Annotated in this window: 18 protein-coding genes; 7 read left to right on the top strand and 11 right to left on the bottom strand. The window is 52.5% G+C overall.

Features of this window, described 5'->3' with window-relative positions:
- Positions 1 to 7: 7 nt before the first annotated feature.
- Genes BJL95_RS06285 through traN form a run of 7 tightly spaced genes read left to right on the top strand, consistent with a single transcriptional unit; the run spans position 8 to position 8,524 of the window.
- Positions 8 to 271 carry an RRXRR domain-containing protein gene (locus BJL95_RS06285; protein WP_254786703.1) on the top strand — a complete coding sequence of 88 codons (264 nt, stop codon included), beginning with the start codon at positions 8 to 10 and terminating at the stop codon, positions 269 to 271.
- Positions 268 to 2,682: a type IV secretion system protein TraC gene (gene traC, locus BJL95_RS06280; RefSeq protein WP_071156354.1), complete on the top strand. Its 2,415-nt coding sequence runs from the start codon at positions 268 to 270 to the stop codon at positions 2,680 to 2,682. The genes BJL95_RS06285 and traC overlap by 4 nt, the downstream gene beginning before the upstream one ends.
- Entirely contained in the window at positions 2,672 to 2,989 is a 318-nt protein-coding gene (locus tag BJL95_RS06275; protein ID WP_071156353.1) for a hypothetical protein, read from the top strand. The genes traC and BJL95_RS06275 overlap by 11 nt, the downstream gene beginning before the upstream one ends.
- A 4-nt stretch (positions 2,990 to 2,993) precedes the next feature.
- On the top strand, positions 2,994 to 3,524 hold the full coding sequence (gene lepB, locus BJL95_RS06270; protein ID WP_139306152.1) for a signal peptidase I: 531 nt from the start codon (positions 2,994 to 2,996) through the stop codon (positions 3,522 to 3,524).
- A gap of 40 nt (positions 3,525 to 3,564) precedes the next feature.
- Positions 3,565 to 4,713: a TrbC family F-type conjugative pilus assembly protein gene (locus BJL95_RS06265; protein WP_254786702.1), complete on the top strand. Its 1,149-nt coding sequence runs from the start codon at positions 3,565 to 3,567 to the stop codon at positions 4,711 to 4,713.
- Between the two features lie 35 nt (positions 4,714 to 4,748).
- Entirely contained in the window at positions 4,749 to 5,741 is a 993-nt protein-coding gene (locus BJL95_RS06260) for a TraU family protein (RefSeq protein WP_254786733.1), read from the top strand.
- Positions 5,741 to 8,524, top strand: a complete 2,784-nt coding sequence (traN, locus tag BJL95_RS06255) for a conjugal transfer mating pair stabilization protein TraN (RefSeq protein WP_071156347.1) — start codon at positions 5,741 to 5,743, stop codon at positions 8,522 to 8,524. The genes BJL95_RS06260 and traN overlap by 1 nt, the downstream gene beginning before the upstream one ends.
- A 12-nt stretch (positions 8,525 to 8,536) precedes the next feature.
- Here traN and BJL95_RS06250 read toward each other — a convergent pair whose 3' ends face one another.
- The 11 genes from BJL95_RS06250 to BJL95_RS06195 form a co-directional block, all read right to left on the bottom strand.
- Positions 8,537 to 8,857, bottom strand: a complete 321-nt coding sequence (locus BJL95_RS06250; RefSeq protein ID WP_302848339.1) for an HU family DNA-binding protein — start codon at positions 8,855 to 8,857, stop codon at positions 8,537 to 8,539.
- Between the two features lie 15 nt (positions 8,858 to 8,872).
- On the bottom strand, positions 8,873 to 10,024 hold the full coding sequence (locus BJL95_RS06245) for a hypothetical protein (RefSeq protein ID WP_071156344.1): 1,152 nt from the start codon (positions 10,022 to 10,024) through the stop codon (positions 8,873 to 8,875).
- Complete coding sequence (locus tag BJL95_RS06240) at positions 10,011 to 11,042, bottom strand: nucleoid-associated protein (RefSeq protein ID WP_071156342.1); 1,032 nt, start codon at positions 11,040 to 11,042, stop codon at positions 10,011 to 10,013. Before BJL95_RS06240 ends, BJL95_RS06245 begins: the two co-directional genes overlap by 14 nt.
- Positions 11,043 to 11,201: 159 nt before the next feature.
- On the bottom strand, positions 11,202 to 14,258 hold the full coding sequence (locus tag BJL95_RS06235; protein ID WP_071156341.1) for a type I restriction endonuclease subunit R: 3,057 nt from the start codon (positions 14,256 to 14,258) through the stop codon (positions 11,202 to 11,204).
- Positions 14,255 to 15,379, bottom strand: a complete 1,125-nt coding sequence (locus BJL95_RS06230) for a YhcG family protein (protein WP_071156338.1) — start codon at positions 15,377 to 15,379, stop codon at positions 14,255 to 14,257. The genes BJL95_RS06235 and BJL95_RS06230 overlap by 4 nt, the downstream gene beginning before the upstream one ends.
- Positions 15,366 to 16,760 carry a restriction endonuclease subunit S gene (locus tag BJL95_RS06225; protein ID WP_071156336.1) on the bottom strand — a complete coding sequence of 465 codons (1,395 nt, stop codon included), beginning with the start codon at positions 16,758 to 16,760 and terminating at the stop codon, positions 15,366 to 15,368. The genes BJL95_RS06230 and BJL95_RS06225 overlap by 14 nt, the downstream gene beginning before the upstream one ends.
- Before the next feature lie 67 nt (positions 16,761 to 16,827).
- Positions 16,828 to 19,200, bottom strand: a complete 2,373-nt coding sequence (locus BJL95_RS06220) for a class I SAM-dependent DNA methyltransferase (RefSeq protein ID WP_071156334.1) — start codon at positions 19,198 to 19,200, stop codon at positions 16,828 to 16,830.
- 25 nt (positions 19,201 to 19,225) lie between these two features.
- Positions 19,226 to 20,680: an ATP-binding protein gene (locus BJL95_RS06215; protein ID WP_071156333.1), complete on the bottom strand. Its 1,455-nt coding sequence runs from the start codon at positions 20,678 to 20,680 to the stop codon at positions 19,226 to 19,228.
- A gap of 259 nt (positions 20,681 to 20,939) precedes the next feature.
- Positions 20,940 to 21,446, bottom strand: a complete 507-nt coding sequence (locus tag BJL95_RS23700) for a Mov34/MPN/PAD-1 family protein (RefSeq protein WP_175463656.1) — start codon at positions 21,444 to 21,446, stop codon at positions 20,940 to 20,942.
- Complete coding sequence (locus BJL95_RS25445; RefSeq protein ID WP_217631664.1) at positions 21,439 to 23,103, bottom strand: ThiF family adenylyltransferase; 1,665 nt, start codon at positions 23,101 to 23,103, stop codon at positions 21,439 to 21,441. Before BJL95_RS25445 ends, BJL95_RS23700 begins: the two co-directional genes overlap by 8 nt.
- Before the next feature lie 14 nt (positions 23,104 to 23,117).
- Positions 23,118 to 24,380: a nucleotidyltransferase gene (locus tag BJL95_RS06195; protein WP_139306150.1), complete on the bottom strand. Its 1,263-nt coding sequence runs from the start codon at positions 24,378 to 24,380 to the stop codon at positions 23,118 to 23,120.
- Between the last annotated feature and the right edge of the window lie 5 nt (positions 24,381 to 24,385).

The following is a 24,385-nucleotide window of genomic DNA, read 5'->3' as shown; positions in this document are numbered from 1 at the left end:
GGTTGTTATGAGCAACATTACCGGACCACACCCCGTTACCGAGATGACGACGGGCAACCGCCGTAACCCAGAACACACGACTGATCGCACGGTTCGCGTTCAGGCCGCCGATGGTAAACCAATCAATCCGTGCCATCCGGCGCGAGCGCGGGAACTATTGCGCAAGAAACGCGCGGTCCGCGTCAGCCGGCATCCCTACACCATTAGACTATTGCTGCAAAATCAGGCCGAAACCATGCGTTTGTTATACGCAGAGGAGGAATCGGCATGAAACAGTCCAGAATCCATACCGCCGATACGCTTTTTTCAACCCTCGCTTATGACAACGACCATCACCTGTTCTTGCTGGCGGATTCCAGCGTGGGCTTTGGCTTTATCTGCCGGCCATTGACTGGGGCCGATCCCAGCGTTTCCGCTCGAGTCAATGTGTTGCTGAATCAGGACTGGCCGACCGATACTTTATTGCAAGTCAGCCTGTGGACTTCACAGGATATCGAAGAGTCGTTGGCCATCATGCAAACCCGGCGCCTAAAGCAGCAAAAACAGACCTATAAAACGATGACCGGGGCCAGCATCGACTTCCTACGTCAAGGTACCACCAAACCACCCGAAGCGATTTCGGGCGCACGACTTAGACGAAGCCATGTCATCGTCACGGTGAAATTACCCATCACCAACCCCAGACCCAATGAAGCGGAAATCCGCCGGGCAACGGAATTACAACTCGCCACTCAGCAATCTTTATCAACGATTGGCTTATATCCATCGATTTTGGGCTCCGACCAATATGTGCGGGTATTGAATACCATCCTTAACTGGCACCCAGATGCCGGTTGGAAAGACAGAGTAGTTCCGGAATGCGATCCGACCCAGTTGATCCGCGACCAATTACTCGATTTTGACAATGCCCTACAGACCGACGAAAAAGGCATTTGGCTCGGATCAAAACGGGTAAAAACCCTATCCGCCAAACGCACGCCCGACCATTTTTACTTCGGTAGCGCCAAGAGTTATCTGGGCGATATTTTGTCCGGTACCCGTGGTATCCGCCAGAATGCCTTGATCAGTCTGACCTTGCATTACCCCGATGCCGAATCGACGCGCAGCAAACAGGAAGGCGTTCGCCAATTTATTACCAACCAGGTTAACACACCAATTGCCCGCTTCTTACCGGTACTGGTGCAGCGTAAACATAATTTCGACGTCCTGTTCGAAGCCTATGGCGACGGCGACCGGCCGATTCGCAGTTATTTTGGGGTGCTGTTGTTCTGCGATGAATCTGATGAGGCGGCAGCTGTCTCGAATGCTCGGGTGTATTTTCGGGAACTAGGATTTCAGCTGCTGGAAGACAAATATTTCTGCCTGCCGTTTTTCCTCAACTGTTTGCCGTTCGGTCCTGAACGGTCGGCGATTGCCGACCTGAAACGGTATCGTACCTTGGCCACGCGGCATGCGATTCCATTATTGCCTTTGTTCGGCGATTGGGCCGGTACTGGCACACCGACCTTGAATTTCGTCTCACGCAACGGCGAACACATGGCCGTGTCCTTATTCGATACCACCGGCAATTACAACCTGTGTATTGCTGCCGAATCCGGTAAAGGTAAGTCTTTCCTGACCAACGAGATCATCGTCAGCTACCTGACCGAAGGTGCTCAAATCTGGGCGATCGATGTTGGCCGCTCCTATGAAAACCTCTGCGAGGTGCTGGAAGGCGATTTCGTTAAATTCACCCACGGTTCGAACATCTGTATGAACCCATTCGAGATCGTGCAAAACTTCGAGGAAGAAGCCGATATGTTAGCGGGGTTAGTCAGTCAGATGGCGGCACCGACCGAGAAACTAACCGATTTCCAAACCGCTGGCCTGAAACGAATTTTGAAGCACTTGTGGACGGATAAAGCGCAGGCCATGTCCGTCGACGATATTGCCAAGTTACTTTGCGCCGAAACCGATCAACGCTTGAAGGATGTCGGCGAGCAGCTGTTTCCCTTTACCACAAAAGGCGAATACGGTCGCTACTTCAATGGCCGCAACAACGCCAAATTCACCAATGACTTTACCGTGCTGGAACTGGAAGAACTGAAAGGCCGCAAGCATCTACAACAGGTGGTGTTGCTGCAGCTGATTTACCAAATCCAGCAGGAAATGTATCTCGGTGAACGCAACCGGCCGAAGATCGTCATTATCGACGAAGCGTGGGATTTGCTGACTGAAGGCGATGTGGCCAAGTTCATGGAACACGGCTACCGGCGGTTTCGTAAATACGGCGGTGCGGCAGTGACCATCACCCAGTCGGTCAACGACTTGTACCGTAATGCCGCCGGCCGCGCCATTGTCGAGAACTCGGCCAATATGTATCTGCTCGGTCAAAAAGCCGAAGTCATCGAAGGCATGAAGCAAGATCGTCGTCTTCCGTTATCCGATGGCGGTTATGAACTCCTAAAAACCGTCCACACCCTACCGGGCGCGTATTCTGAAATCTTCTTCATCACCGAGATGGGCTCAGGGATTGGCCGTCTGATCGTCGACCCGTTCAAACGCATTCTGTTTTCCACCAAACCAGAAGATGTGCAGGCACTCAAGCAGTTGCGCCGGCTAGGACTATCTCTCGGTGATGCCATCCAACAACTGCTCGACAATCGTAGAACCAAACCACGGGAGATAAGCCATGGACGTTAAATCGCAATGGCTCAGTATCATTTTGATCGCTTCCAGTTTGGGCTGCCTCGGTGGGTGGTTTGCTGCCCATCAGCAATTACAGCAACCGATTGCTCGGTTGAATCTCGTCACACCGGTATTTGTGCTGGATCGAGCCAAGCTGATTCAATCGATTCCGCCTAATGCCAGCCAGGAACAAATGGCCAAGATCGTCGATGACTGGCAAAGCCAGGCCAAAAAACTCAGTGACGCGGGCTATCTGGTGATCGATTCCACCGCGGTGGTTACGGCACCTGACGATGTTTATGTCCGTCAAACCCAAAGGTGATGCGATGGACAAACCCATGGCGATACGTCAAACATCCCACAGAAAGCCTATCGGCAAGTTCCTGCTCAAGGCCTTGCCGATCTTGATTCTGGTATTGGTGGTTGAGCATTACATCGGCCAACGCTTTCTAATCGGCGGCGACGATCAGGTTGATCGTTGTTTACCCGACAAATGGATTTACCTGATCGACACCTACAACAAGGACATTTGGCGCGGCGATCTGATGGCGTTTCGTGCCGAGCGCATGGCTCCATATTTCAAGGATGGCCAGATCATCGTCAAAATTGCCGCAGGTGTGACCGGCGATCATATTCAGGTCGACAGTCATCAAACCACGGTCAACGGTTCCTTGATTATCGAAGGTTTGCCGTTAGCGGAAAAACTCAAGAAACCCGCGTCCAGTTTCAAACGTGACGAAACCATTCCGCCGGCGGCCTATTGGTTGACCGGCAAAACGGATAAGAGTTTTGACTCGCGGTATTGGGGCTATGTCTATGACCACCAAGTAATTGGGCGAGCTTATGCGCTATTTTGAATCCCTGTCCAATCGCCCGCGTCAGGTCGTGTTCCTTTGCTTGGCAAACGTATTACTGGTGGCTTCGGTGAATGCGGAAGAGGAATGGTTATCCAGATCGCAACGGATTCTTAATGCCTTGGATGGCCAAGCTAAGCCTGCTTGGCTGGAAGGCAATGCCTATCAGTTGGAAGCAAACCGGCAAGCCATGGAGATGATGCAGAACTCGAAGGCTATGCAATCCATTCCAGCATCCTCAAACCCACTCGACAAAACGGTAACACCTCATCCTGGCAAACCGCTCAAAGTGGTGTTCGTTTCGTTTTCGCTCGGCGATACGGCATTGAAAGGCATATTCGAAGAGGCATCGGGACAGGACGATGCCTTGTTGGTGTTTCGAGGCCCCAAGGCGGGCCAAAAATTACCCGCCTTGTTCGCGGACCTGAAACGACTTCTGAAAGATATTGATCCCGTACCCAACATCGTCATTGATCCGACTCGTTTTCAGAAATGGGCAGTGTCGTCGGTGCCGGCAATGGTCGTCGAAGCGGATGACAAGGCATTGCTGCAGGTGAAAGGCGTCAGCAGTTTGAGCTGGCTAAACGACAAGCTCAAAACCAGTGCTACCGGCAATTTAGGCCGATTGGGCGATGTCTACGACATCGCCGAAATCGATTTGCTCGAAGAAATCAAACGACGGATGGCTGCGATCGATTGGCGGCAAAAGCAGCAACAGGCCATTGCTCGTTTCTGGGATCAGCAAAGATTCGAAGTGTTGCCAGTCGCATTGGAAGATCGTGAGCGAGTAATCGATATGACGATCACCGCGCCACGCAATCTGACTGCGCCGAATGGTCAGCTCATTGTCCGGGCCGGACAAACCGTTAATCCCTTAGACAACATGCCGTTTGGCTTATGCCTAGTGGTATTTGACGCTACAGAAACCACTCAAGTCCAATGGGTTCGCCAATTGTCATGTCAGGACAAAAAAGCCCGCGTGATGTATCTGGCCACGTCGGTTTCGCGTCAGTACGGTTGGAACGGTTTGAAAGCATTGGAAACATCGCTGAATTCATCGGTGTACTTGTTGACGCCAGACGTGCGTAGCCGATTTCAATTACAGCATGTACCGAGTCTGGTCGAGCAGACTGGCAATCGTCTAGTGGTTCGCGAACGAAAACTGCCGGCTTCGGCGGGAGAGCGGTCATGAATTGCCTGATTTTCCCTTGGGCTTTTTGGCTGCTCATGTCCCTGGTGAGCAACCTGCATGCCGACACGACAACCAGAGCCACCGATCCGCTGTGTGCGGATGCCGAGCTGTGGTCAGGAAAACTGGTCACCGATATTTGCTGGAGTTGCCTGTTTCCGATTCGCGCCGCCGGCGCGTCCTTGGGTGGCGGCAATGTCCCCAGTATCGCCACCGATGAGAAGTTTTGCTTCTGCACCGATCCCATGGGCATACCGCAATTGGGCATGACGGTGGGTTTATGGAATCCGGCGCGGCTGATTGAAATCGTGCGCAATCCCTGGTGTTCGCCGGCACTGGGAGGTCATAAAATCAGTGCCTCGAATGTGCGCTTGATCGCTACCACCGGCAAGGCGGATTTCGATGCCAGCGAGATGTCGTTTTTCAATTACCACTACTTCGCCTTTCCGCTGACCATCATGCTGGATCTGTTCTGGGATGGGCGTTGCAATAGCGACGGCTATCGCGACTTTGATTTGCTATACGTCTCGGAACTTGACCCGACCTGGAATAGCGATTTGTTGGCGTTCTTCACCAGCCCGGAAACGGCGTTGTTTGCTAACCCGGTGGCGATATCGGCCTGTGTCGCCGATGCCGCAGCGGCTGCAACAGGTAATCCCCTGGATGCCTTGTTCTGGTGTGCCGGTGCTTGGGGCCATATGTATCCCTTATCCGGCATTTCGCCGACTAGTTACGGCACCGATCTGCGGATTACCAGTTTGTTGGCCACGCGAGCCACCGCCGCTTTACATCGTCGAGGCCTGGCCTGGAAAACCTCCGGTAACGATGCCCTGTGCGGCGGGACAATATATCCCTTCATACCCAAATCCCAATACCGGCTTTCGATGTTTTATCCGGTAGCGGAAACCGAATCCAATCATGTCATCGGCGAGACCACCTTCAAATGGGGTGCGGGACGTACCTTCCCAGGACCGGGCGAAGATCATCTCTACCTGCTGTGGCGCTGGCAGGATTGTTGCGTGGGGTTGTGATGGGCATCTGGACATTATTCGAGCCGCATCGCTGGTTTACCCAAGCACTGTCCGCAGTTTTATGCGTGACGCTGGCTTGGACGCCGTTTGGATTATCCTGGGCTGACGCGATACAGGCAGCCGGTAGCGACGGGCAACAACTCGGACAACAGATTGTCGGCGGATTTGAATTTCCAACCGATACCGGCAGCGGTTCGCTGACGCTAAACCCCGGCACTTCCCAGGAAAGCGCGATATCGATTGGTACGCTATTTCCGGATACGAACAGCGCCAGTACATCGGCCAGCGATTTTGCCAATCTCTACGGCAACAATCCCGGTACCATCGCAGCGGGACTAAACGCCCAAACCACCTTGAACGGCGAAAGCAGTTTCACCGGCGAAGCCTATCGCACCTTGATCGACAACTCCCACCAGTCACACCCGGATTTACGCAACGATGCGGTCTGGAATGCCGGCGATCAGGTGTTTGCCGATTTTACCCCGTGGGCACATTCATTCTCAGACTGTACCACCGTGACGACTCAAACCGAGACCAGTCATTCGGTGCAAGTGCCGGATTATCAGTTGTGTCTGCGCCAGCCGACAGTGCCGCAAAGTTGTACTGCAACGCATCAAGTCAATGTTGAGACCCTACTCAGCTTTGTCTCCGGTAACGGAGGCATGTCCAGCTGTGGATCTGGCTGCATGGATTTGTACGTCGGGCGTGTGGGCGATAACTATTGGTCAGCCGACTGCGGCATATTCAGCTGGGAAGTCACATACAACGTCCTGCATCCGGAAGCCATCATCAGTGCCACGCTGGAAGACGTCGAATTCGATGACCATGCCCGCGTCTATTACGGCGGGAATCTGATCTATACCGGTTCCACCGGCTGGGGTGGCTCATGTGAGCTCAGCAATAGCTGGGTCGACCATCCCAATCGCGACGTCACCTATGCCTTCAACAGTACAGGCAACAAAGTCTTCAAACAGGAAACCATGGTTGGTGGTAATGGTGAAGGTTATTCCCGGATTCGACTACGCTACGATTTGTCGAAACTGATCACCCAGGATCAATGGAGTTGGAGTGGCCCTAATTGCCAAAACTTAGCCAATGCGATTACTGACGGCATTTGTCACGCCGGCAGCCAATTGAGTTGTACTAGCGATCCTGCCAATGCTTCGGGTTGTTACGTCGACCCAACTTCGCAGGTGATGGTTTGCGGCACGGATTTGGCACAAGCCCCGGTGGCCAGTTCGACCGGGATTCGTAATACTTGCATGAATATCCAGTCCTCTGGACACTGCGATTTGAATCAGTATGGCCAATGTTGGACCGATACCGCCGGCACCCATTGCTTGGAGCCACCGGCGAATGGAAGCCCCAGCAAGACCTGTGCGTCGTTGGAAACGCAAGGCTGCTCATTCATCAAAAGCCAATGTACCAGTGTGTTGGCCTCCGGCACCTGCTGGGACAGCGTCGATACTTATGACTGCGGGCAAACGGTGGGCATTCCCGGCATTCAAAGCAACACCCAACAGCAATGTGCCGGGCCGATACGCTGTATGGGCGAAGACTGTATTACCGTGAATCGCACGCAGAGCCAGGATTTCAGTAAGGCGGTCGCGTTATTGAATAGCGCCCAGCAAATGGCAATGGACTTACATTGTGACTACGCCAATGCCGATCTGCAGCAAAAGGATCCGACCACCTGCCAGGTATTTCAAGGCAAACCGGCCAGTTGCAAAATGGTCGGTGGCGCGCTCAGTCTGGTCGATTGCTGCGAAACACCCTCGGGTGCGATGGGGCTGGGCCGTTACATTGATCTGCTGATCGCCACCAGTCAGATGGACAGCGCCGTCATGGCCATGGACAGCACCTCCGCCTTCCGGGGCGCCTGGGAAACCATGCGTACTCCGCTCACCTTGGCCGGCGATGCCTGGAACAGTTTTCAGGCGGATTTTGCTTCTGGCGTCAATAACTTGGTCGGTACAGACATGCTGAGCACCAGCGATATTGCCTCAAAAGGGCTACTCGACTCGCTCAAAGGCGAATTGATGAAGTCGGTGGCGGAATGGATCGGCCAGACTTTTGGCCAAGCCGCAGGTAATGCCTTGTTCAGTGCGGGCGGCAAGGCAGCCTTTGATGCAGCCGGCAATCTCACACCCGCCGCGCAATCCGGTGGTGTGCAATTAGGCGGCGGCGCGGCAGTAGCCGGGCAACTGCTCAGCACCTTGATGACGGCTTATACTGTGGTGATGATCATCATCATGATTATCCAGATCGTCTATTCCTGCGAAGAACCGGAATACGAGCTTGCCGCCAAGAAGCAACTGAAAGTCTGCACGGACCTTGGCACCTATTGCGAAAGCAAAGTGGCTGACGTGTGTTGGGTGCGCAAGGAAAGTTACTGCTGCTACAACTCACCGCTAGCCCGTATCCTCAACGAACAAATCAAACCGCAACTCGGGATGGATTTTGGGACGCCAGAGAGCCCAGTATGCACGGGCATCAAAGTCTCGGATTTGGATCGAGTCGATTGGACCCAAGTTAATCTGGACGAATGGCTAGGCATTCTGGCTCAGACCGGACACTTACCGACTGCTGCAAATGCTGCATCCATGCTCAATCTCGATCAACTCACCGGAACGGGCAGCCGACTCAATCCGCAAAAATACGGTGCAGCCTCAAGTGGTCGGCAAGATACCTTAACCCGCACTCAAGGCCGGATGACCGATCTGGACGTCCCCACGGTCAAACGGCAGTCGGAACTGGAAGGCTGGGGTATGGGGCCGCAATGATCGGCCAGAGGCTTACTGAACGGCGTCTTTCAGACCTTTGCCGGCTTTGAACGATGGTAATTTGGCGGCGGCAATCGTTATCGCTTCGCCTGTTTGTGGATTACGACCGGCGCGTTCCGCACGCTCTTTCACTTCAAAGGTGCCAAAACCCACTAGAGCGACCGAATCACCTGCTTTCAATGCAGCTTGAATGGATTGAGTAATGCCATCCAATGCGCGACTGGCGTCGGCTTTGGTCAGGTTGGCGTGGCTGGCGATGGCGTCGATGAGGTCGGATTTGTTCATTGAATAATTTCCTAAGGGGTATAAAAATAGATTTGTTCTGCCATTAATTTGATTGGAATTTTTTTACCAAAATTTGCAGTATCGACCAAACAAAAAAGTGCAAAAGAGCAAAACTCCCGCTATCAAAACTTCTACAAATAACAAGGCATTTTTCTGTTGTTTATAGCGTTTGTCGAGTTCGCCATACATTGGCATCAATTTGGTAGCTAACGCGGCATGTTCAACGGTCAATTTTTCTTTCAACTCACTTATTTCATCATTAATCGCTTTCAAGCTATGACGCTGATTTCTTAAAAGCATATTCATGAAGCCCGTGAATATTAAGGCTCCAAACCAAAGAGCCCAGTTTTTTAAAGAATCTCCCGCTTTCTCGTCCATCTGAGACCCAACTAACAACAGCGCCGCAGGGACGGCTAATAGCTGATTTTGAAGCTCCGCAAACACCTTGTTCAATTTTAAGGTGTATTCCAAGCGGTTTTCCTGAACTTCCTCTCGCACTTTCTCAAAAGAAAACCCGGCAACATAAAGTTGATAATTGTCGCGAGCCCGCCGTTTGAGTTCGTCAAACACGGAAAGTAGATGCTTAAATCTCTCACCGCTGGGTACATTTTTTAGCATTTCCATCAGCGCAGATTTGAGAATGCTTTTACGCTGCTCTGTATGAGCATCGTCAACGATAAATTCGTTACGCAAGCTGTTTAACTCAGAAAGCGCTCTAAGGTCGGCAGCCCCATAGTCAATAGTTAACTCGAATTTCTCCTTGACCATGAAAACTAACGCAAGACGACCTGCACTAGGCTGAGAAACATCGGCTATCTCTTCCAGTAATTTTATTAAATCGACAACTTGGGAATATCGATCGGCAAATTGATCCTGAGTAGCGTCGGCAGAATAGAAATTTGTTTCTATGACAAAATATGACCTCGGTTTAGCAAAACGAAAGTTATGATGTTGTAAAAACTCATCCCAAGTACTCGCAAAAAACATCTCGGGTAAACGTGGAATCGCAACGTCTCTAACTTTAAATGGCTGACCAAGCGCTCGCTGTTCATCAAACGCTGTTGGCAGCATGTAATGGCCGTCAGCATCTAATTTCCTCAGAACTGTAAGTGTTTCGGCCGTAAGACTATCGATGTAACCATGAAGTAACGCGTCCTCCACAAAAGGAGCCGTCAATTCTCGGCATAGTCTTACAACCAAATCAAGTTGGGTCATCGCTTTCAGTTGATGTTGGTTTCAAGCGTTGTTTAAATTCCAAAGGCAAGTCTTTGATAATCAGTGTTTCGGTAAGGTCATCATAGATGACACGTGAGCCTAGAATCGACTCTTCGAAATCCAATGTCAACTTTGAATCCTTAATGCGATGGCGGCGCAAACCGCGGTAGATTCGACTGTTCGGCTCAAAGCCATCTCCAAGCGGATAATCTTTACTCGTGACAAATTCAGAGAAGCTAGCAGGCTGTTGATCGTCAAGACGCATAGACAATGCATCCAGACTAATGCCTTTCTTTTCCTTGGTACATTCGACACAGTAGGCATGAACTCTTTGGCGTATTTCTCGCGCTTTGTCGACCTCAAATTGCTTTTCTTCACAATAGTCCCTGACTACCTGGAGTAAAAGCTTGGTTTGCTCTGCCGATTCGGTTAATTCCGTGACACCAAGAAAATCCCGAAAATAATCTGTAGCACTTTTACTATCTTCACCACTACGCCGCTTTTTAATAAAGGTCACGTATCGATCGTTTCCGGCCTTCCATGCTGTCAGATTAATTCTGGCCGCTTCGTGCAGGTGATCAATATCGAAATTGACCGTTTTATTGATTGTTAGCGTGGTGTCGTCGATGCCTGTACCAGCCTTTAATTTGAGCGATACAACAAACATGAAATCCTGCCCATTTTCCTGGTAACGAGCAAAAAACAAATAGCCCCCAGTGGCGAGAGACGCACCGTCGATAGCTTTCTGATAGCAGGTTTTCAGTCCCAGAGTGTATACCCCAAGTCCTTGTTGGTCTTTCAGGTATTTGTCGAGCAAATCTGAAAAGGGGTAAGCAACATCCTCACTTTTAAAGGCCCCATAGCCACGAGTCATAGTTCGATTAAAAACATCACGAATCCCACCCACCAAATTTTGTAAATTATCTTCGTTTGGCAAGACCTCATCCCGCATTTTGGCTACCGACGGTTTGTGTCTATCCTTATCAAACCGATGGACGATTGCTTCCTGAATAATCATTTCTATGCTCCAACGAATATAAATTCCATTAACGGGATATTGTGCAAGTCTGCCAAAAAGCCACTATTGTCTTAATTTCGCAGACACGTCTGCGAATTTGCCCGACACTGTCTGGCGAATTTTATCGAAGTAAAACCGATCCCTGACGATTGCAACGCTTCACAACCCAGCACCAGACTGTGGCGGCACATTGGGCGGTATCAATCCAGGCTGATAAGTCGTATCAAAAACAGTATCGGTCAACCAGCGCTTAAAGTTGGGATTATCACTGAATTGCTTGAAGAGTTCGGTGTGATCGGCCAGCAATTCGAGAATGACTCGGTTTAGTGCCTTGTCATGCTCTAGGCGGGCATTCTGCTTGTCGGAGTGCTGCACGGCATTTTGATAAGCCTTATCCTGAGAAACCCGATTTGGAATTTCCTCGGTAATCACCTTGCGAATTTTGTCGCCATCCTTCCATTCGATATTGCCGAACAAATCGTTAAAGGCTTTGATGATGTTGGATAGCTTGTCGATTTCGGTAATCTTGCCTCCGCCGCCAGCACTGGTCGGTGCGGGCTCTACACTGCCATCCTCATCTTCCATGCCCATACTCAACGCGGCTTTCACTTCCGGCCGATAGCTGTCCATGTCGATGGCATCGAGCACGCCCTTGGAAAGGTCTTCCTCTTTCGGCGCCGGTAGTTTCGGAATCAGGAAATTCAGGAAAATCGCCAGTTTTTCCCAGGCCGGGTGACCATAGGTCAATATAGCTCCAAGGAATCCATAGCTGCGCACGAAGGCCTTGGCTTTGCCTTTAAACTCGACCTGGGCATTTTCATCCAATTGCTGTTTGTACGCTTCGACGCAAACATCCAGAATCGGGTCCAGCTTGTCGCGTTCCGCACCTTTGATGTACAGCGCCACCAAGTCTTCCAGCTGCTGCCAGGCATACACCTGATGGCCGTCCAGATCGTTTTTCAGGTCATGCAGCTTGTTCGGGTCGGTTTCACCGACTTGCACCGTGGCTCGGTAATATTCCTGAAACGCCGCCTGTACCGCTTCGGCGTTGTCGGCAAAGTCCAGCACAAAGGTATCGTGTTTTTGCGGATGGGCGCGATTCAGTCGTGACAAAGTCTGCACGGCCTGCACCCCAGCCAGTGCTTTATCGACATACATGGTATGCAGCAATGGCTCGTCGAAGCCGGTGACGAATTTGTTGGCGACAATCAAAATCCGATACGGATCCTGCTTCAGCTTGGCCGGAATGTCCTTACTGGGAAAACCATTCATGTCAGCTTCGGTCACATTCTTGCCGCCCACCTCATGCTCGCCGGAAAACGCCACGATAGCTTTATAGGGGCTTTTGATTTCCCGCAGGTAATCGCTGATCTCGCGATGATAATCGATGGCCCGCGCGATGCCGTTGCAGACCACCATCGCCCGCGCCTGCCCGCCGATCTTGCGTTTACCGATCACCTGCGCAGTGAAATGGTCGATCATGATTTCGGCCTTGCGGCGAATGGCCTTGTCGTGGGATTCAACGTAATGGCGGATTTTCTTCAGCGCCTTGACCTTGTCAAAATCCGGATCGTCTTCCACGGTCTTGGCGACGCGGTAAAAGCTGTCCACCGGCGTGTAATTCTTGATGACATCCAGGATAAAACCTTCCTGAATCGCCTGCTTGGTGGTGTAGGTCAACTCCGGCGGCGAGCGGAAATGCACTTCGTCGCCTTCCTGGTAGCGCTCGCCGAACAACTCCAGGGTTTTGTTTTTCGGCGTTGCGGTAAAGGCAAAGTAACTGGCGTTAGCCAGCATCTTTCGTGACTCGATCAGTTTGTTCACCGCGTCCTCGACCGACTCTTCGTCGTCCTCGTCGTCGCCGGGCGCGGCAGACAAGGCGATGTGCATCTTGGCGGTGGTTTTGCCGCCCTGGCTAGAATGCGCCTCGTCTATCAGCAAGGCAAAACGGCGGGAACCCAGGTCGTCCAGTTCATCCAGAATAAACGGAAACTTTTGCACCGTGGTGACGATGATTTTTTTGCCCTTGCGCAGAAAGCCGCGCAACTCCTCGGCGCTATCGGAATGACCAAAGATCGAGGCGACATGGTCATAGCCCTTGATGGTCTTGGCAATTTGCGTATCCAGCGCGCGCCGGTCTGTGATGACGATCACCGAATCGAACTGGGCGCTATTGGCATCGTTGGCTTGCTTCAACTCCACCAACTGATGCGCCAACCAGGCAATGGTGTTGCTTTTGCCGCTGCCGGCCGAATGCTGGATCAGGTAACGGCGGCCCACGCCTTCGGTTCCGCAGCGGCGCAACAAGGCCCGCACCGTGCGTAGTTGATGGAAGCGTGGAAACACCTGTTTACGCTTTTTCTTGCCGCGCTCGTCTTCCTCCTCGACGATCTGGGCAAAGTTTTCGATGATGTTGGCCAGCGATTCCTTGGCCAGCACCTGTTTCCACAGGTAATCGGTTTTCAGACCGTCCGGATTGGGCGGATTGCCGGCGCCGCTGTTCCAGCCCTGGTTGAAGGGCAAAAACCACGAGGTTTTGCCGGTTAAATGCGTGCAAAAGGCCACCTCACTGTCGTCCACCGCAAAATGCACGATGCAGCGGCCCATTTGAAACAGCAATTCGCGCGGGTCGCGGTCGGTTTGATATTGGCTGATGGCGTCGGCCACGGTTTGCTTGGTCAGCGAGTTTTTCAATTCAAAAGTCGCCACTGGCAAGCCGTTGATGAAAATCGCCAGATCCAGCGAACGCGTGGTCTCGTCGTTGCTGTAACGCAATTGACGGGTGACGCTGAAAATATTCTTGGCAAAATTCTCCGTCGAGCTGGCATTGCCCGGCGTCGGCAGGAATTTATACAAATCGACATGCGCCGGGCCGTGGCTGACACCCTTACGCAACACATCCACCACTCCGCGCTTGGCAATCTCGCCCTGGATGCGGTGCAGAAACTGGCTGCGTTTGATACCGTCCCGCGCCAACTCCAAGGTTTCGACGATCTTGGGCTGAGTGATTTGCAAAAAGGCCAGCAACTTGACGACATCCAGCGCCACATCCCGGTTGTAATCGCTGGGTTGGCCTGGCTGATAACCGCCGACGCTGTAATAGCCCACACTTGAGTGGACTGAGTTATCCGCTGCGGGGGCCGGGTTCTGCTGACCGGTGAGATGGCTAACAATTAGGACTTCCAGGCCTTTTTCGCTGGTGTCGGTGGGCTTCATGCATTGTCTCCCTTCTTTCCGCTCTGGGGTTTGGGCGCTTGGCTCGCCGCCTCGGCAATGGTCGCCGGCTGCGGCAAAGTGACCTGTGCGGCTCGTTCGCGCGCCAGTTCCACGGCGCGGTGTAGCTGTACCTGCAAAACTTTCATGTCCGGGATGTGCGCCAGATATTCGGCCACGCGGATATTGGAGGCATCCATATCCATCAGCTTGACCTGCTCCGCATCCTTGGTGGCGCACAGAATCAGTCCGATGGGTGGTTCCTCGCCCACGGCGCGGTCGTGCTGGTTCAGCCAGCGCAGGTACAACTCCATCTGGCCCTTGTGCGCGGGCAGGAACTTCTCCAGCTTCAGTTCCACCGCGACCAGCCGTTTCAGATGGCGGTGGTAGAACAGCAGGTCTAGGTAGAAATCGTCCGCACCGACGCTGATGCGCTTTTGCCGCGCCACAAAGGTGAAGCCCACGCCCAGTTCCAGCAGGAAGCGCTCCATTTCGCGCAGGATGGCGTCTTCCAGGTCGCGTTCGCTGTAGTCGTGCGGCAGGCCCAGAAAGTCCAGCATGTACGGGTCGCGGAACACCAGTTCGGGCGTCATTTGCCCACCCGCGCGCAGGTGGCCGATTTCCGCCTTTACCACGGATTCCGGCTGCTTGGCGATGGCCGTGCGCAGGTACAACTGGCTGGCGATGCGCTCGCGCAGGGTTCGCACGCTCCAGCGTTCTACGCGGCACAGCTCGGCGTAATACTCGCGTTCCAGCGGCTGTTTGAGTGGCAGGATTTCGATGAAGTGACTCCAGCTCAATTGTTGCGACAGCGTCGCAACAATTGCTTCGTCCGGAAACACCTCGGCGAACTGGATCATGCGGCGCAGGCTGCGCAACCCGAAGCTCTGACCATACTCCCGTACCAATTGTGTCGACAGCGTCGACAAAATCTGCTCGCCGTACTCCGCACGGCCATCGCGCAGCACTTCACTGCGAATGCGTTTGCCCACATGCCAATACAGCATCGTCAGCGTGGCATTGACGGTCTGCGCAACGTGCTGGCGGGCAGAGTCGATCAGGCCGCGCAACTCCAGCAGTAAGGCGTCGGCCGGTTTGGGTGCGGCGGGTTTATTCTTCGCCATCCTCGTCCTCCCCATTGGGTTCGATGTCTTCGTCGCCGCCCAGTGCCGCCAGGTCTTCCTCGGCCACCACGTCGTCCAGGCCGGGCAGCCAATTGCGGACATCGATTTGGCCGGTGACGACGTCGGCTATCAGGCGGTCGCGGTATTCGCGCATTAACTTAATTTCTGCCATCGCCTGTTCGATGGCTCGATCCAGTGGTTCACCCTCGGCTTTAATATGAGCAACGATTGTTTGCTGTTCGGCCAACGTTGACGGAAGCGCAACAGGGAATCGTCCAAGTACGGTCTCAGCAATAGCCGGATAAGCGATACCAATCGAGTTGGCCGTAACCCGGTTCACAAAGGGAGTGCTTTGAATCACATAGCTAAGGTACTCGGGCTCGACGCCACTTCCCGGTGTGAGCACGGCAAAACCAGTAGATGCAATTAGATCATTAGCCTCTTCGTTGACATACCAAATTGCCTTTAGGTACGTCCGCACAGTCGAGATAATAGTGTCTCCCCGGCGCAGGATGCGGCGAGCTCTTGACGGGGCCGCCGCAAAACACATCCGCTCAAGCTCCTTTGCTAATCGACCAGTCTTCACCGAGCCTATATCGACGTAGCGAAACTCGAATTCCGGTCTGGTCTTCTCTCCAAGTGTGCCGGCGTTGAGGTGTACCCATCGCTTGAGCGGTTTGATCACCCAATGCTCTGGCACGTCGCCCAACCAATCAACACCAGAAGGCCGAAGCTTGGCCGATGCATCGATGCTGCGCGTGACGGCATGATCAATGATGCGTAGCTTTTGCTCGTTGAGCAAGTTAATCAACTCACGCTTAGCCTTGATGAAGCGGGCAATGTGAGCATCTTGCACCCGCAGATAAGCTACGATTTGATCCTGCTCGGCTCGCGGCGGCAACAGCGACGGCATTTGTTTGAACTCGTCCCAATACAGCCGGTTACGATCCGAGACGATGCCGCGCGAGAACTTATTCACCTCGCGCATATAGGCTGCCGTGCGGAACAGATAGCTGTAATAGGCGCTGTTGGCTTCCGGAAACGGACTGGCCACCACATAGGCCGGGCTGACCAAGCCATCGACCGGGGCCGCACCGAGCGCGCCTTGCCACATCCGCATCATGTTATAGGCAATGTCGCCCTTGGCCGCGCGTTTGTATTTTTCCTTCTGGCTCATCACTTGCTTGCGCTTCAAGTTTTCCATGTCGCGCACCCGCACACCGGTACGCAATGACACTTCCAAAATCCGCAAGTCCGGAAAGCCGGTTTGCACCCGATGGGCAAATAATCGGCTATTGCGCAGCACCTGCCAACCTGCCGGAATTTCAGGCACCCAAGGCAAGCCGGAGTCTCGATAAGACGGATATCGAACCGTATCCATTACGCAACTCCCGCAGCTTTGCAAGGGCTATAAGCCAATTGTCTACTCAGTGCGTAGACAAAACCGTTCATGCCGCCCCCACGATTTTATGCAGCAAACCTTCGGTCTGCTGTTCCAGGGCCAGAATATCGGCGCGGATTTGCTCCAGCGTCCTGAGCGGCGCGGGCCGGTAAAAGTAACGGGCAAAAGAAATTTCATAGCCGATTTTGGTGGCGTCCATCGCGATCCAGGCGTCGGGCGCATGCGGCAGCACTTCGCGTTTGAAGAAGGCTTCAATGCCGCCGGGCTCGGTCAACGGCACTTGTTCGGTGTCGCGCAAATCGCTGTCGGCTTCGTATTCCAGCATGTAGCGGTCTTTGCCATCTTGCTCCAGATAAGCGCCGTCGTAGCCAGGCTCGAAGAAGTCGTTGGCTTTGAGTTTTGTGCGTTTGGCGATCACCGGCGGCGCGGTTTCGTCACGCCAGCTCACGGCTTTGTAGATGATTTTTTTATCGGAAGCGCTGGGTTTCTTATCGAGCTGTTTCATGGCCGCATCGAAACGAGCGCGGAACTGGTTGTGGTCGTCGAATACGCCCTCGCCCAATTCCTGTTGCGCCAAACGGGCCAGTTCGACCAGGGCGTTGTCGCGCAGCCAAGTGGCTGGGTCGAGTAGTTTTTTCCGGCGTTTTTCGGGTACGGCTTTCTTGGCGGACTTGCTGTCTTCCTCGTCGCTGTCGTCCGCCTCTTCGTCGCTGTCGTCCCCTTTCAGCCAGGCTTCGATCTCGGGCCGCAATTTGGCGAACTGATCGTACAGTGCATCGCCCCAGCGGCCATACATTTCGCTGCGCAAGGCTTCATCGCCGGAGGCAAAGCGCAGGGTTTCGATGGCGCTGCGTTTGAGCTGGCTCTTCAGGCGTAACGGCCGTTCGACGGTGATTTTCCAATAGCCGAAATCGGCGTTGTTAAACCATTTGGATTCCGGCATTGTTTTTGCCGCATCGTCATCGGCCGACGGCGATTGCAGGTAATGTTCCAGAATGCGTGCAATGTCAGATTCGCTTAGCTCGCAATTTTTCTTGCCCATGTTACGGCGCAAGGGCTGGAACCATTGGCTGGCGTCGATCAGTTGCACTTTGCCTTTGCGGTGTTCGGCCTTGCGGTCGGTCAGCACCCAAATGTAGGTAGCGATGCCGGTGTTGTAAAAGATGTTTAGCGGCAAGGCGATGATGGCTTCCAACCAGTCGTTTTCGATGGCCCAGCGGCGTATGTTGCTTTCGCCCTGGCCGGCGTCGCCGGTGAACAGCGCCGAGCCGTTATGCACCAAGGCAATACGGCTGCCCAGCGGGGTGTTGTGTTTCATCTTCTGCAGCTTGTTGACCAGGAACATCAGCTGGCCGTCGCTAGAACGGGTGATGAGTTTGTATTCCGGGTCGCCGTCGTGAGTAACCATGAAGCGCGGGTCGCTAAAACCGGCTTTGCCGCCCATGCGTTCCAGGTCTGTTTTCCAGCTTTTGCCATAAGGCGGATTGGACAGCATGAAGTCGAATTCACGCGCCGGAAATTGGTCGGCCGACAAGGTGGATTTATCGGCGCCGCCGACGATGTTCTCGGCCTCTTCGCCTTCGCCCTTTAGCAGCAAATCGGCTTTGCAAATGGCGTAGGTTTCCGGGTTGATCTCTTGCCCGAACAAATGAATCGAGACTTCCTTGTCGTGGCTGGCGGCCAGTTCTAGCAGCGTTTCTTCGGCCACGGTTAGCATGCCGCCGGTACCGCAGGCACCGTCATACAAGGTATAGGTGCCGGACTCAATCCGGTCGGCGATCGGCACGAACAGCAACTTGGCCATCAGTTTGACTACGTCGCGCGGCGTCCAGTGTTCGCCGGCTTCTTCGTTGTTGTCTTCGTTGAAGCGGCGGATCAATTCCTCGAATGCCGTGCCCATGCCGTGATTGTCCAAACCCGGCAGTTTGATGCGGTTGTCGCCATCTAGCACCGGTTGCGGCGATAGATTGACATCGGGATTGAGAAAATCTTCGATCAGATAGCCCAGGACATTGGCATCAACCAGGGTCTGGATCTGGTCGCGAAATTTGAATTTGGCCAGGATTTCCTGGACGTTGTGCGAGAAGCCATCGAGATAATCGATGAAGTTATCGCGCAATCTTTGGCCGTGGTTACTGGCTGCCAGGCGCGACAGGGTAAATTCCGAGGTGTTGTAAAAAGCCTGGCCGGCGGCCATACGTAAGGCGCCTTCCTGATCGACAACGCCATGTTGATCGAGGAACTTTTTGCGTTCTAATACGACATCTTTTGTGGATTCCAGCACCGCATCGAGACGGCGCAGTACGGTGAACGGCAATATCACATCGCGGTATTTGCCGCGCACATACACGTCGCGCAGACGGTCATCGGCGATGTTCCAGATGAAGTCTGCAATCCATTTGAGTTGGCTTTGATCCATGGTTTCCTATCGCCGTTTGTCCGGCTTAATCGTTAAATTCGGGTTGATTCAATTCCGAAGCGCCCATCCAATAGCACAGCAACGGTGCTGGCAGACGCATGATCTGGCTGGCAGTATCGCCAGTTTGCGGCAGACCGGTCATTAAACCGAAGTCATCGAGCGATTTGGTAACAACATAGCCTCGGGCGATTTTCTTTTGCTCGCACAGTTCAATCAAACCTTTCAATTCCCGTGCGCCGGTATGTTGAGCACGGTATTTCACTTCGAAGGGGATCAATTGGCCGCCAATTTCCGCGACCAAATCGACCTCACGGTCTTTTTTCCCATGCCAGTAAGTAAAACGCACATTCTGGGAATAATAGCGCGCGAATAGGTGTTTAAACACCGCCGTTTCGGTGGCCACGCCCAAGGCGGCGGGATCGTCGATGATGCTTTTGCCCTTTAGCAATACGGCGGGCGCGATGGCGGCATCGGCCAGGTAAATTTTGAAGCGACCCTTGAGTACGTCTTTGCCATAACCGAACGGCGGCAGCCGATAGATCAAATGGCAGGCTTCCAGAAGTTCGATGAAATGCTGGGCGGTGGGACGTTTGACCTCCAGGTTGCTGGACAAATCGGTGATATTCAGCAAACCGCCGTCATGCATGCACAGATACAGGAAGGTATGTTCAAGATCCAGGATGCGACGCACGCCAAACAGTGCGGTCATATCGCGCTTAAGCGCCTTGTCTATGATGTCTTCGCGCAACAAGCGCTGAGCCTGGGTGATGCTTTCCACTTGAGCGGTTTGCGGGAAGCCGCCGCGAATCAGATATTCGTGAAAATGGCCGACATAAGGCACGGCAATTTCCTGGGCCCGATAAAACTGCGGTGGTGTCCAGTCGAACAGCTCGGCCAAACTTTTTAATGGCGGCAACGGCGGCAATTGCACCTGTTTGATTTGCAGGTACTCGTAGAACGATAGCGTAGTCAGTCGAATGGTATGCCAACGACCGACGCCGGACTCCTGGTCCGCTTCCACCAAGGGCATGGCCGAACCGGTAAAGACAATACGGCGCTGTTTGTTGAAATCGATCTGGTGTTTTACCCAAGTCCCCCAATCACGAATAAACTGGGCTTCATCGAGAAATAGGTATTCAGGCCCATCGACGCGCGGCTCACGCTCGCGCCACGCTTCCAACACGGCTTCGATGCCCGCCAGTTTGAGCACCGGATGGTCAAAAGTGGCGTAGAGGATGTTGGCTGCTGGGACGCCTTGCTTTAATAATGCGTCGATTTGTTGTTGTAAAAGTGTCGTCTTGCCGACCTGACGAGCGCCGGACAGCAGAATGGCGCGATGGACCGGTGGATGATTAATCCAGCGATTTAACTCGCGCGAAGCAGCCCGCTGCCAATCCGGTAAGTCCGCAATTGGCTCACCTCGCCACCAGGGATTGAATTGGGCCAGTACGGCAATTAGTTCTTCTTTTGAGACTTTCATGAAGCAATCTTAGCATCCTGCTCAGTTTATTGTCATGTATAGATAGCAATAAATTAATGTTTTAGCGATTTATTTTGAAATCCACGCCGCTATCGTATACAGATTCCAATAGGATAGTCGCCAATTCTTTGAATATACCTCCTTTAGATTGACCAGCCTATTCCTAACCATGTTGAAAGGTAGTTGATCGCAAAAACCAATTGTCCGAAATAAATTAGCAACTGGAGCCTGTATTTGATTCGTGCTCTTTCTGTGACGGCTATCCACCACTGACTACGGACGCAATTTCCGGAAGCTTTGACCACGGCAGGCTTTGATTTGTCCAAGCCATCCAGACCGATAAATTACGAGGGTTTCCTTGGTTGCCAAGAATTGCCAATAGAAACCCTTCCATCTCCCCCTGAAAGGCTTCGAGATAATCCTTTGTGGTAATTCGGTCACAATCCGACGGCGTTGGCCACGCCTCTGGATGAGTATGCCAAAGTCCTACAGCATGCAATCCCTTTGAAAATAACTGAAATCGATCCTCTGTTGCCTTGCGAACATCTGGATGAAAACTACAACGTGTCCGACGGTCTTGCCGATACGGACCAGTTGCTAAAGAGATTGACACTAAGGGTTTTTCTGGAGTCAAAGTAAATAACTGTCCTCCCGCTTCGCAGTTCCAGAATGCGGTCTGCGCGTATCTGTATATATGTTGGAGAACATCATTTGAGAAGACTACCATCCCCCTATTTTCTGGCAATTGAAAACGACGCTCACTCATAAACGGTTTCAAATGAGATTCCATCAAAAGGAGCTGCTGCAATCGCCCACTCCCTAAGGTTCAATCCAGGACGTTGGGCATCCAAGAAAGCCTGGCCACGAATCCAATGCTGGACATTTGGTCGTTTAATTTTACCATCTAGTAAATTAAGTGCAGCTTCAGCAACCAGAGCCACAGCGTGGGTAGCCGCTGCCGAAGTATAGCTTTGGAAAATACTGCTACAGGATGGTTCATGCTGCATGACATCATCAGGCCACGTGACTGCCTGAAGAGACTCAAGACGATCAACCTGATCAATCATCCATGGCTGACCTATAGGAAGCAAACAAGCATGTGCCGCGGCCACGTAAGGCTCCATCCAGCCAATTAAGAGTGGGCAATTATGACGTTTCCGCGCAATTTCGACGCATAGCCGCACATCCGGCTCACCGGTTAAGTCAATCACCATATCCACATCAGAAAGATCGTGATGCCTCAACCAACACTCTATGGAACCCGAATTTGCCGAAACATTACAGCTTGGCCAACTCCTAGAAATTTTCTCCGCAAGCGTTTTTGCCTTCCCTAAGCCAATCGCATCTGCCCCCAAAACATGGCGACCAATGTTGGCTGCCAACAAGATGTCTCCATCAATGATCGTAAGGCGGCCAATTCCGGCTTTGGCCAATTGCTCAATGACTGGACTACCTAGAGCCCCAACTCCAATTACTAGAACATGTTTTTGCTGTCTGATCTGGATTTCCGGATGCTGGTTTCGACCAAATGTCCAATTGGGATCAAGACGCTCGACCTGAAGAGGGATTAACTTCGGTGTCGGATAGGCACGAGTCGAATATCCTTTACGAATGACGACTGGAGGACCTCCAGGTAATAAAAAACCAAAACTGCAATCTGGCGCCCGTAGAATCACAATCCTATGGATCGGTCGCCCCCGATGACCTTTAGCAGACAGAAAGTTTCCAGCAACCCCACTTCCTAACCGCATGCGAAGAAGGCGTTCGAGGCTTGCCTGATCTTGTGGCCACGTATCCGGCGTCAGAGGAAAAGAGACAGGGATATCTGCTACGAGAACTTGACGCAATTGTTGTCCATCTCCCATGGCTGATACAAAACGATTGGATAAGGCGTCATCGCTACATGCAACGACGATACGCTTTCCAGAAAGATGTTTTGCTTTGTATATACTTGGGGATGCAGGCTGTCTATCAATGGTATAAACCTTGGTTACTGCATCATGCAATGAAGAATTTCGGTTACAATGAATCGTCCAATAGTTTTGAGCCTCATCGGCGAAATCGCCATCAAGATCACCAGCGCACCATGGTCTAAGAAAGAGTTCGTAAAACGCTTCAATAAGTTGTTGAACTCGGCTGATAGGCGACGCACCACTCAAAGGGCCGGGGTCGCCGTCATCAATACAGAGCTTGCCATCAGCCTCAATATGCGGCACTTTCAGAGCATTTTCAGGTAACAGCCGAATTTTGGCGATACCGTTATCAGGAAACGTCCTCGGCAATTCAAGCCATGCCTGCCCGAATGACCTTCCTTCTGGAAGATTTGGCAGACGTAATAAAAACCGGCGAAGTCCCTCTCCACCAGATTGCTCAGACAATAGGTTTACATGCGATGCCAGATAGTCCTCAAGAGCGTTCGCCAAATCCGTAAACCTCGCTACGCTAGTCCGCGTGCAGGTACGTTATGCACACGGTTCGGCGCTCGAGAAGCCAGGCCGCTGCTTGATGGCGGAACCGAGCCGGTCACCGCAGTACAGCCGAACACACTTCGTATATTCTCACAAAGCGAACGCTCGTCAGTCGACGATAAAATACTCTGTAGATCATCGATTAGCAGCTCGCACCAATTATCGAAAACATCTTTAAGCGTGTGATTGGTGTTCCACTTCTCTGCAAAGTTTTCCTCGGCCACCGTTGGATTCTCAATCCAGTAATCTCCATTACGAATCTCAATCATCCCCGGCATTAATTGGGCGAGGTCAGCCAGCAACTCGATCGGGTGCGAATAGCGTGCATTTTGATCCGCCAAACCTTCGTAACACTGCGTGAGCAGAGTCACGATGATGACGGAAATCGGTTTAAGTTCGGCTTCGAAATAACCCCGTTGAACCGACATGTCGCGATGACGTTTGAGAAGCCGTATTGCGATTCGGAGTGTGTCGCTCAGCGGAACTTGCTGTTCCGGAACTGGAGCAACGCTATCCGAAGCCAGCGCCTCCATTGCGCGCTTTTCTAGGAGTAAAGAAACAAGGATGATGCGCTTTGCCTGATCCGATACCCAGTTGGAAAAACCTTCTGGATTAGAGGTTTTCCATCGCCGAGTTGGCGTGTCGACAACAGCGAGAGCGGTATCGCTATAGCGATCACTAGGACGGTAGCAGATGCTAGCTACAGCTTGTGCCGGAATCGTGTTTAACGGTACAGAGGGTGTAAATTCAATGTAATAGCGTCGATTCGTAAACTCGACACACCAGCAACGCTTCTTGGCGCTAGGCAACCAATCTTCGAGCGCTTCCCCGATCTTTTCGAAAAACACTATTGGGTCTTTTGCTTCGATTTTGGAAATGTCTACAGCACAAACTGCGTCGATATCGAATTTACCGGGACCGGGCATACGGATTAGCGTTTTAGTGCTCGACGACCCTTGTGGAATGATGCGAATGGCATCATTAGGCCAATGAAGTTTTTCCACTAATCGTTCTGCAATATGGTTGTAGTCGCTTGCCGCTTCCTCGAAATCGTCTGCGTTAACCGTAATATGTCGGTTGATAGCATCAAGTTCTTCCGCCAAGGATTGCCAAGAAATCGGTATTCCTGACGAGCTATCAAAGGCTATCGCTTCCAGAGCCAAATTCAGGCGTCGGTCCTTACGTTGTCCTTTTGCCACCTCAACTAGGGTTGCATACTTGGTATTGGTCATGAAAT

The sequence above is a fragment of the Methylomonas sp. LWB genome, from assembly GCF_001856095.1.
Lineage (GTDB): Bacteria > Pseudomonadota > Gammaproteobacteria > Methylococcales > Methylomonadaceae > Methylomonas > Methylomonas koyamae_A.
Note: the sequence above shows the minus strand (reverse complement) of the source record. Positions and strands in the feature narration are given on the sequence as shown.

Excerpts from the sequence above, each read along its gene's own strand:
- BJL95_RS06285 (WP_254786703.1), top strand. The coding sequence starts at position 8 with ATGAGCAACATTACCGGACCACACCCCGTTACCGAGATGACGACGGGC.
- traC (WP_071156354.1), top strand. The coding sequence starts at position 268 with ATGAAACAGTCCAGAATCCATACCGCCGATACGCTTTTTTCAACCCTC.
- BJL95_RS06275 (WP_071156353.1), top strand. The coding sequence starts at position 2,672 with ATGGACGTTAAATCGCAATGGCTCAGTATCATTTTGATCGCTTCCAGT.
- lepB (WP_139306152.1), top strand. The coding sequence starts at position 2,994 with ATGGACAAACCCATGGCGATACGTCAAACATCCCACAGAAAGCCTATC.
- BJL95_RS06260 (WP_254786733.1), top strand. The coding sequence starts at position 4,749 with ATGTCCCTGGTGAGCAACCTGCATGCCGACACGACAACCAGAGCCACC.
- traN (WP_071156347.1), top strand. The coding sequence starts at position 5,741 with ATGGGCATCTGGACATTATTCGAGCCGCATCGCTGGTTTACCCAAGCA.
- BJL95_RS06245 (WP_071156344.1), bottom strand. The coding sequence starts at position 10,024 with ATGACCCAACTTGATTTGGTTGTAAGACTATGCCGAGAATTGACGGCT.
- BJL95_RS06240 (WP_071156342.1), bottom strand. The coding sequence starts at position 11,042 with ATGATTATTCAGGAAGCAATCGTCCATCGGTTTGATAAGGATAGACAC.
- BJL95_RS06235 (WP_071156341.1), bottom strand. The coding sequence starts at position 14,258 with ATGAAGCCCACCGACACCAGCGAAAAAGGCCTGGAAGTCCTAATTGTT.
- BJL95_RS06230 (WP_071156338.1), bottom strand. The coding sequence starts at position 15,379 with ATGGCGAAGAATAAACCCGCCGCACCCAAACCGGCCGACGCCTTACTG.
- BJL95_RS06225 (WP_071156336.1), bottom strand. The coding sequence starts at position 16,760 with ATGGATACGGTTCGATATCCGTCTTATCGAGACTCCGGCTTGCCTTGG.
- BJL95_RS06220 (WP_071156334.1), bottom strand. The coding sequence starts at position 19,200 with ATGGATCAAAGCCAACTCAAATGGATTGCAGACTTCATCTGGAACATC.
- BJL95_RS06215 (WP_071156333.1), bottom strand. The coding sequence starts at position 20,680 with ATGAAAGTCTCAAAAGAAGAACTAATTGCCGTACTGGCCCAATTCAAT.
- BJL95_RS23700 (WP_175463656.1), bottom strand. The coding sequence starts at position 21,446 with ATGAGTGAGCGTCGTTTTCAATTGCCAGAAAATAGGGGGATGGTAGTC.
- BJL95_RS06195 (WP_139306150.1), bottom strand. The coding sequence starts at position 24,380 with ATGACCAATACCAAGTATGCAACCCTAGTTGAGGTGGCAAAAGGACAA.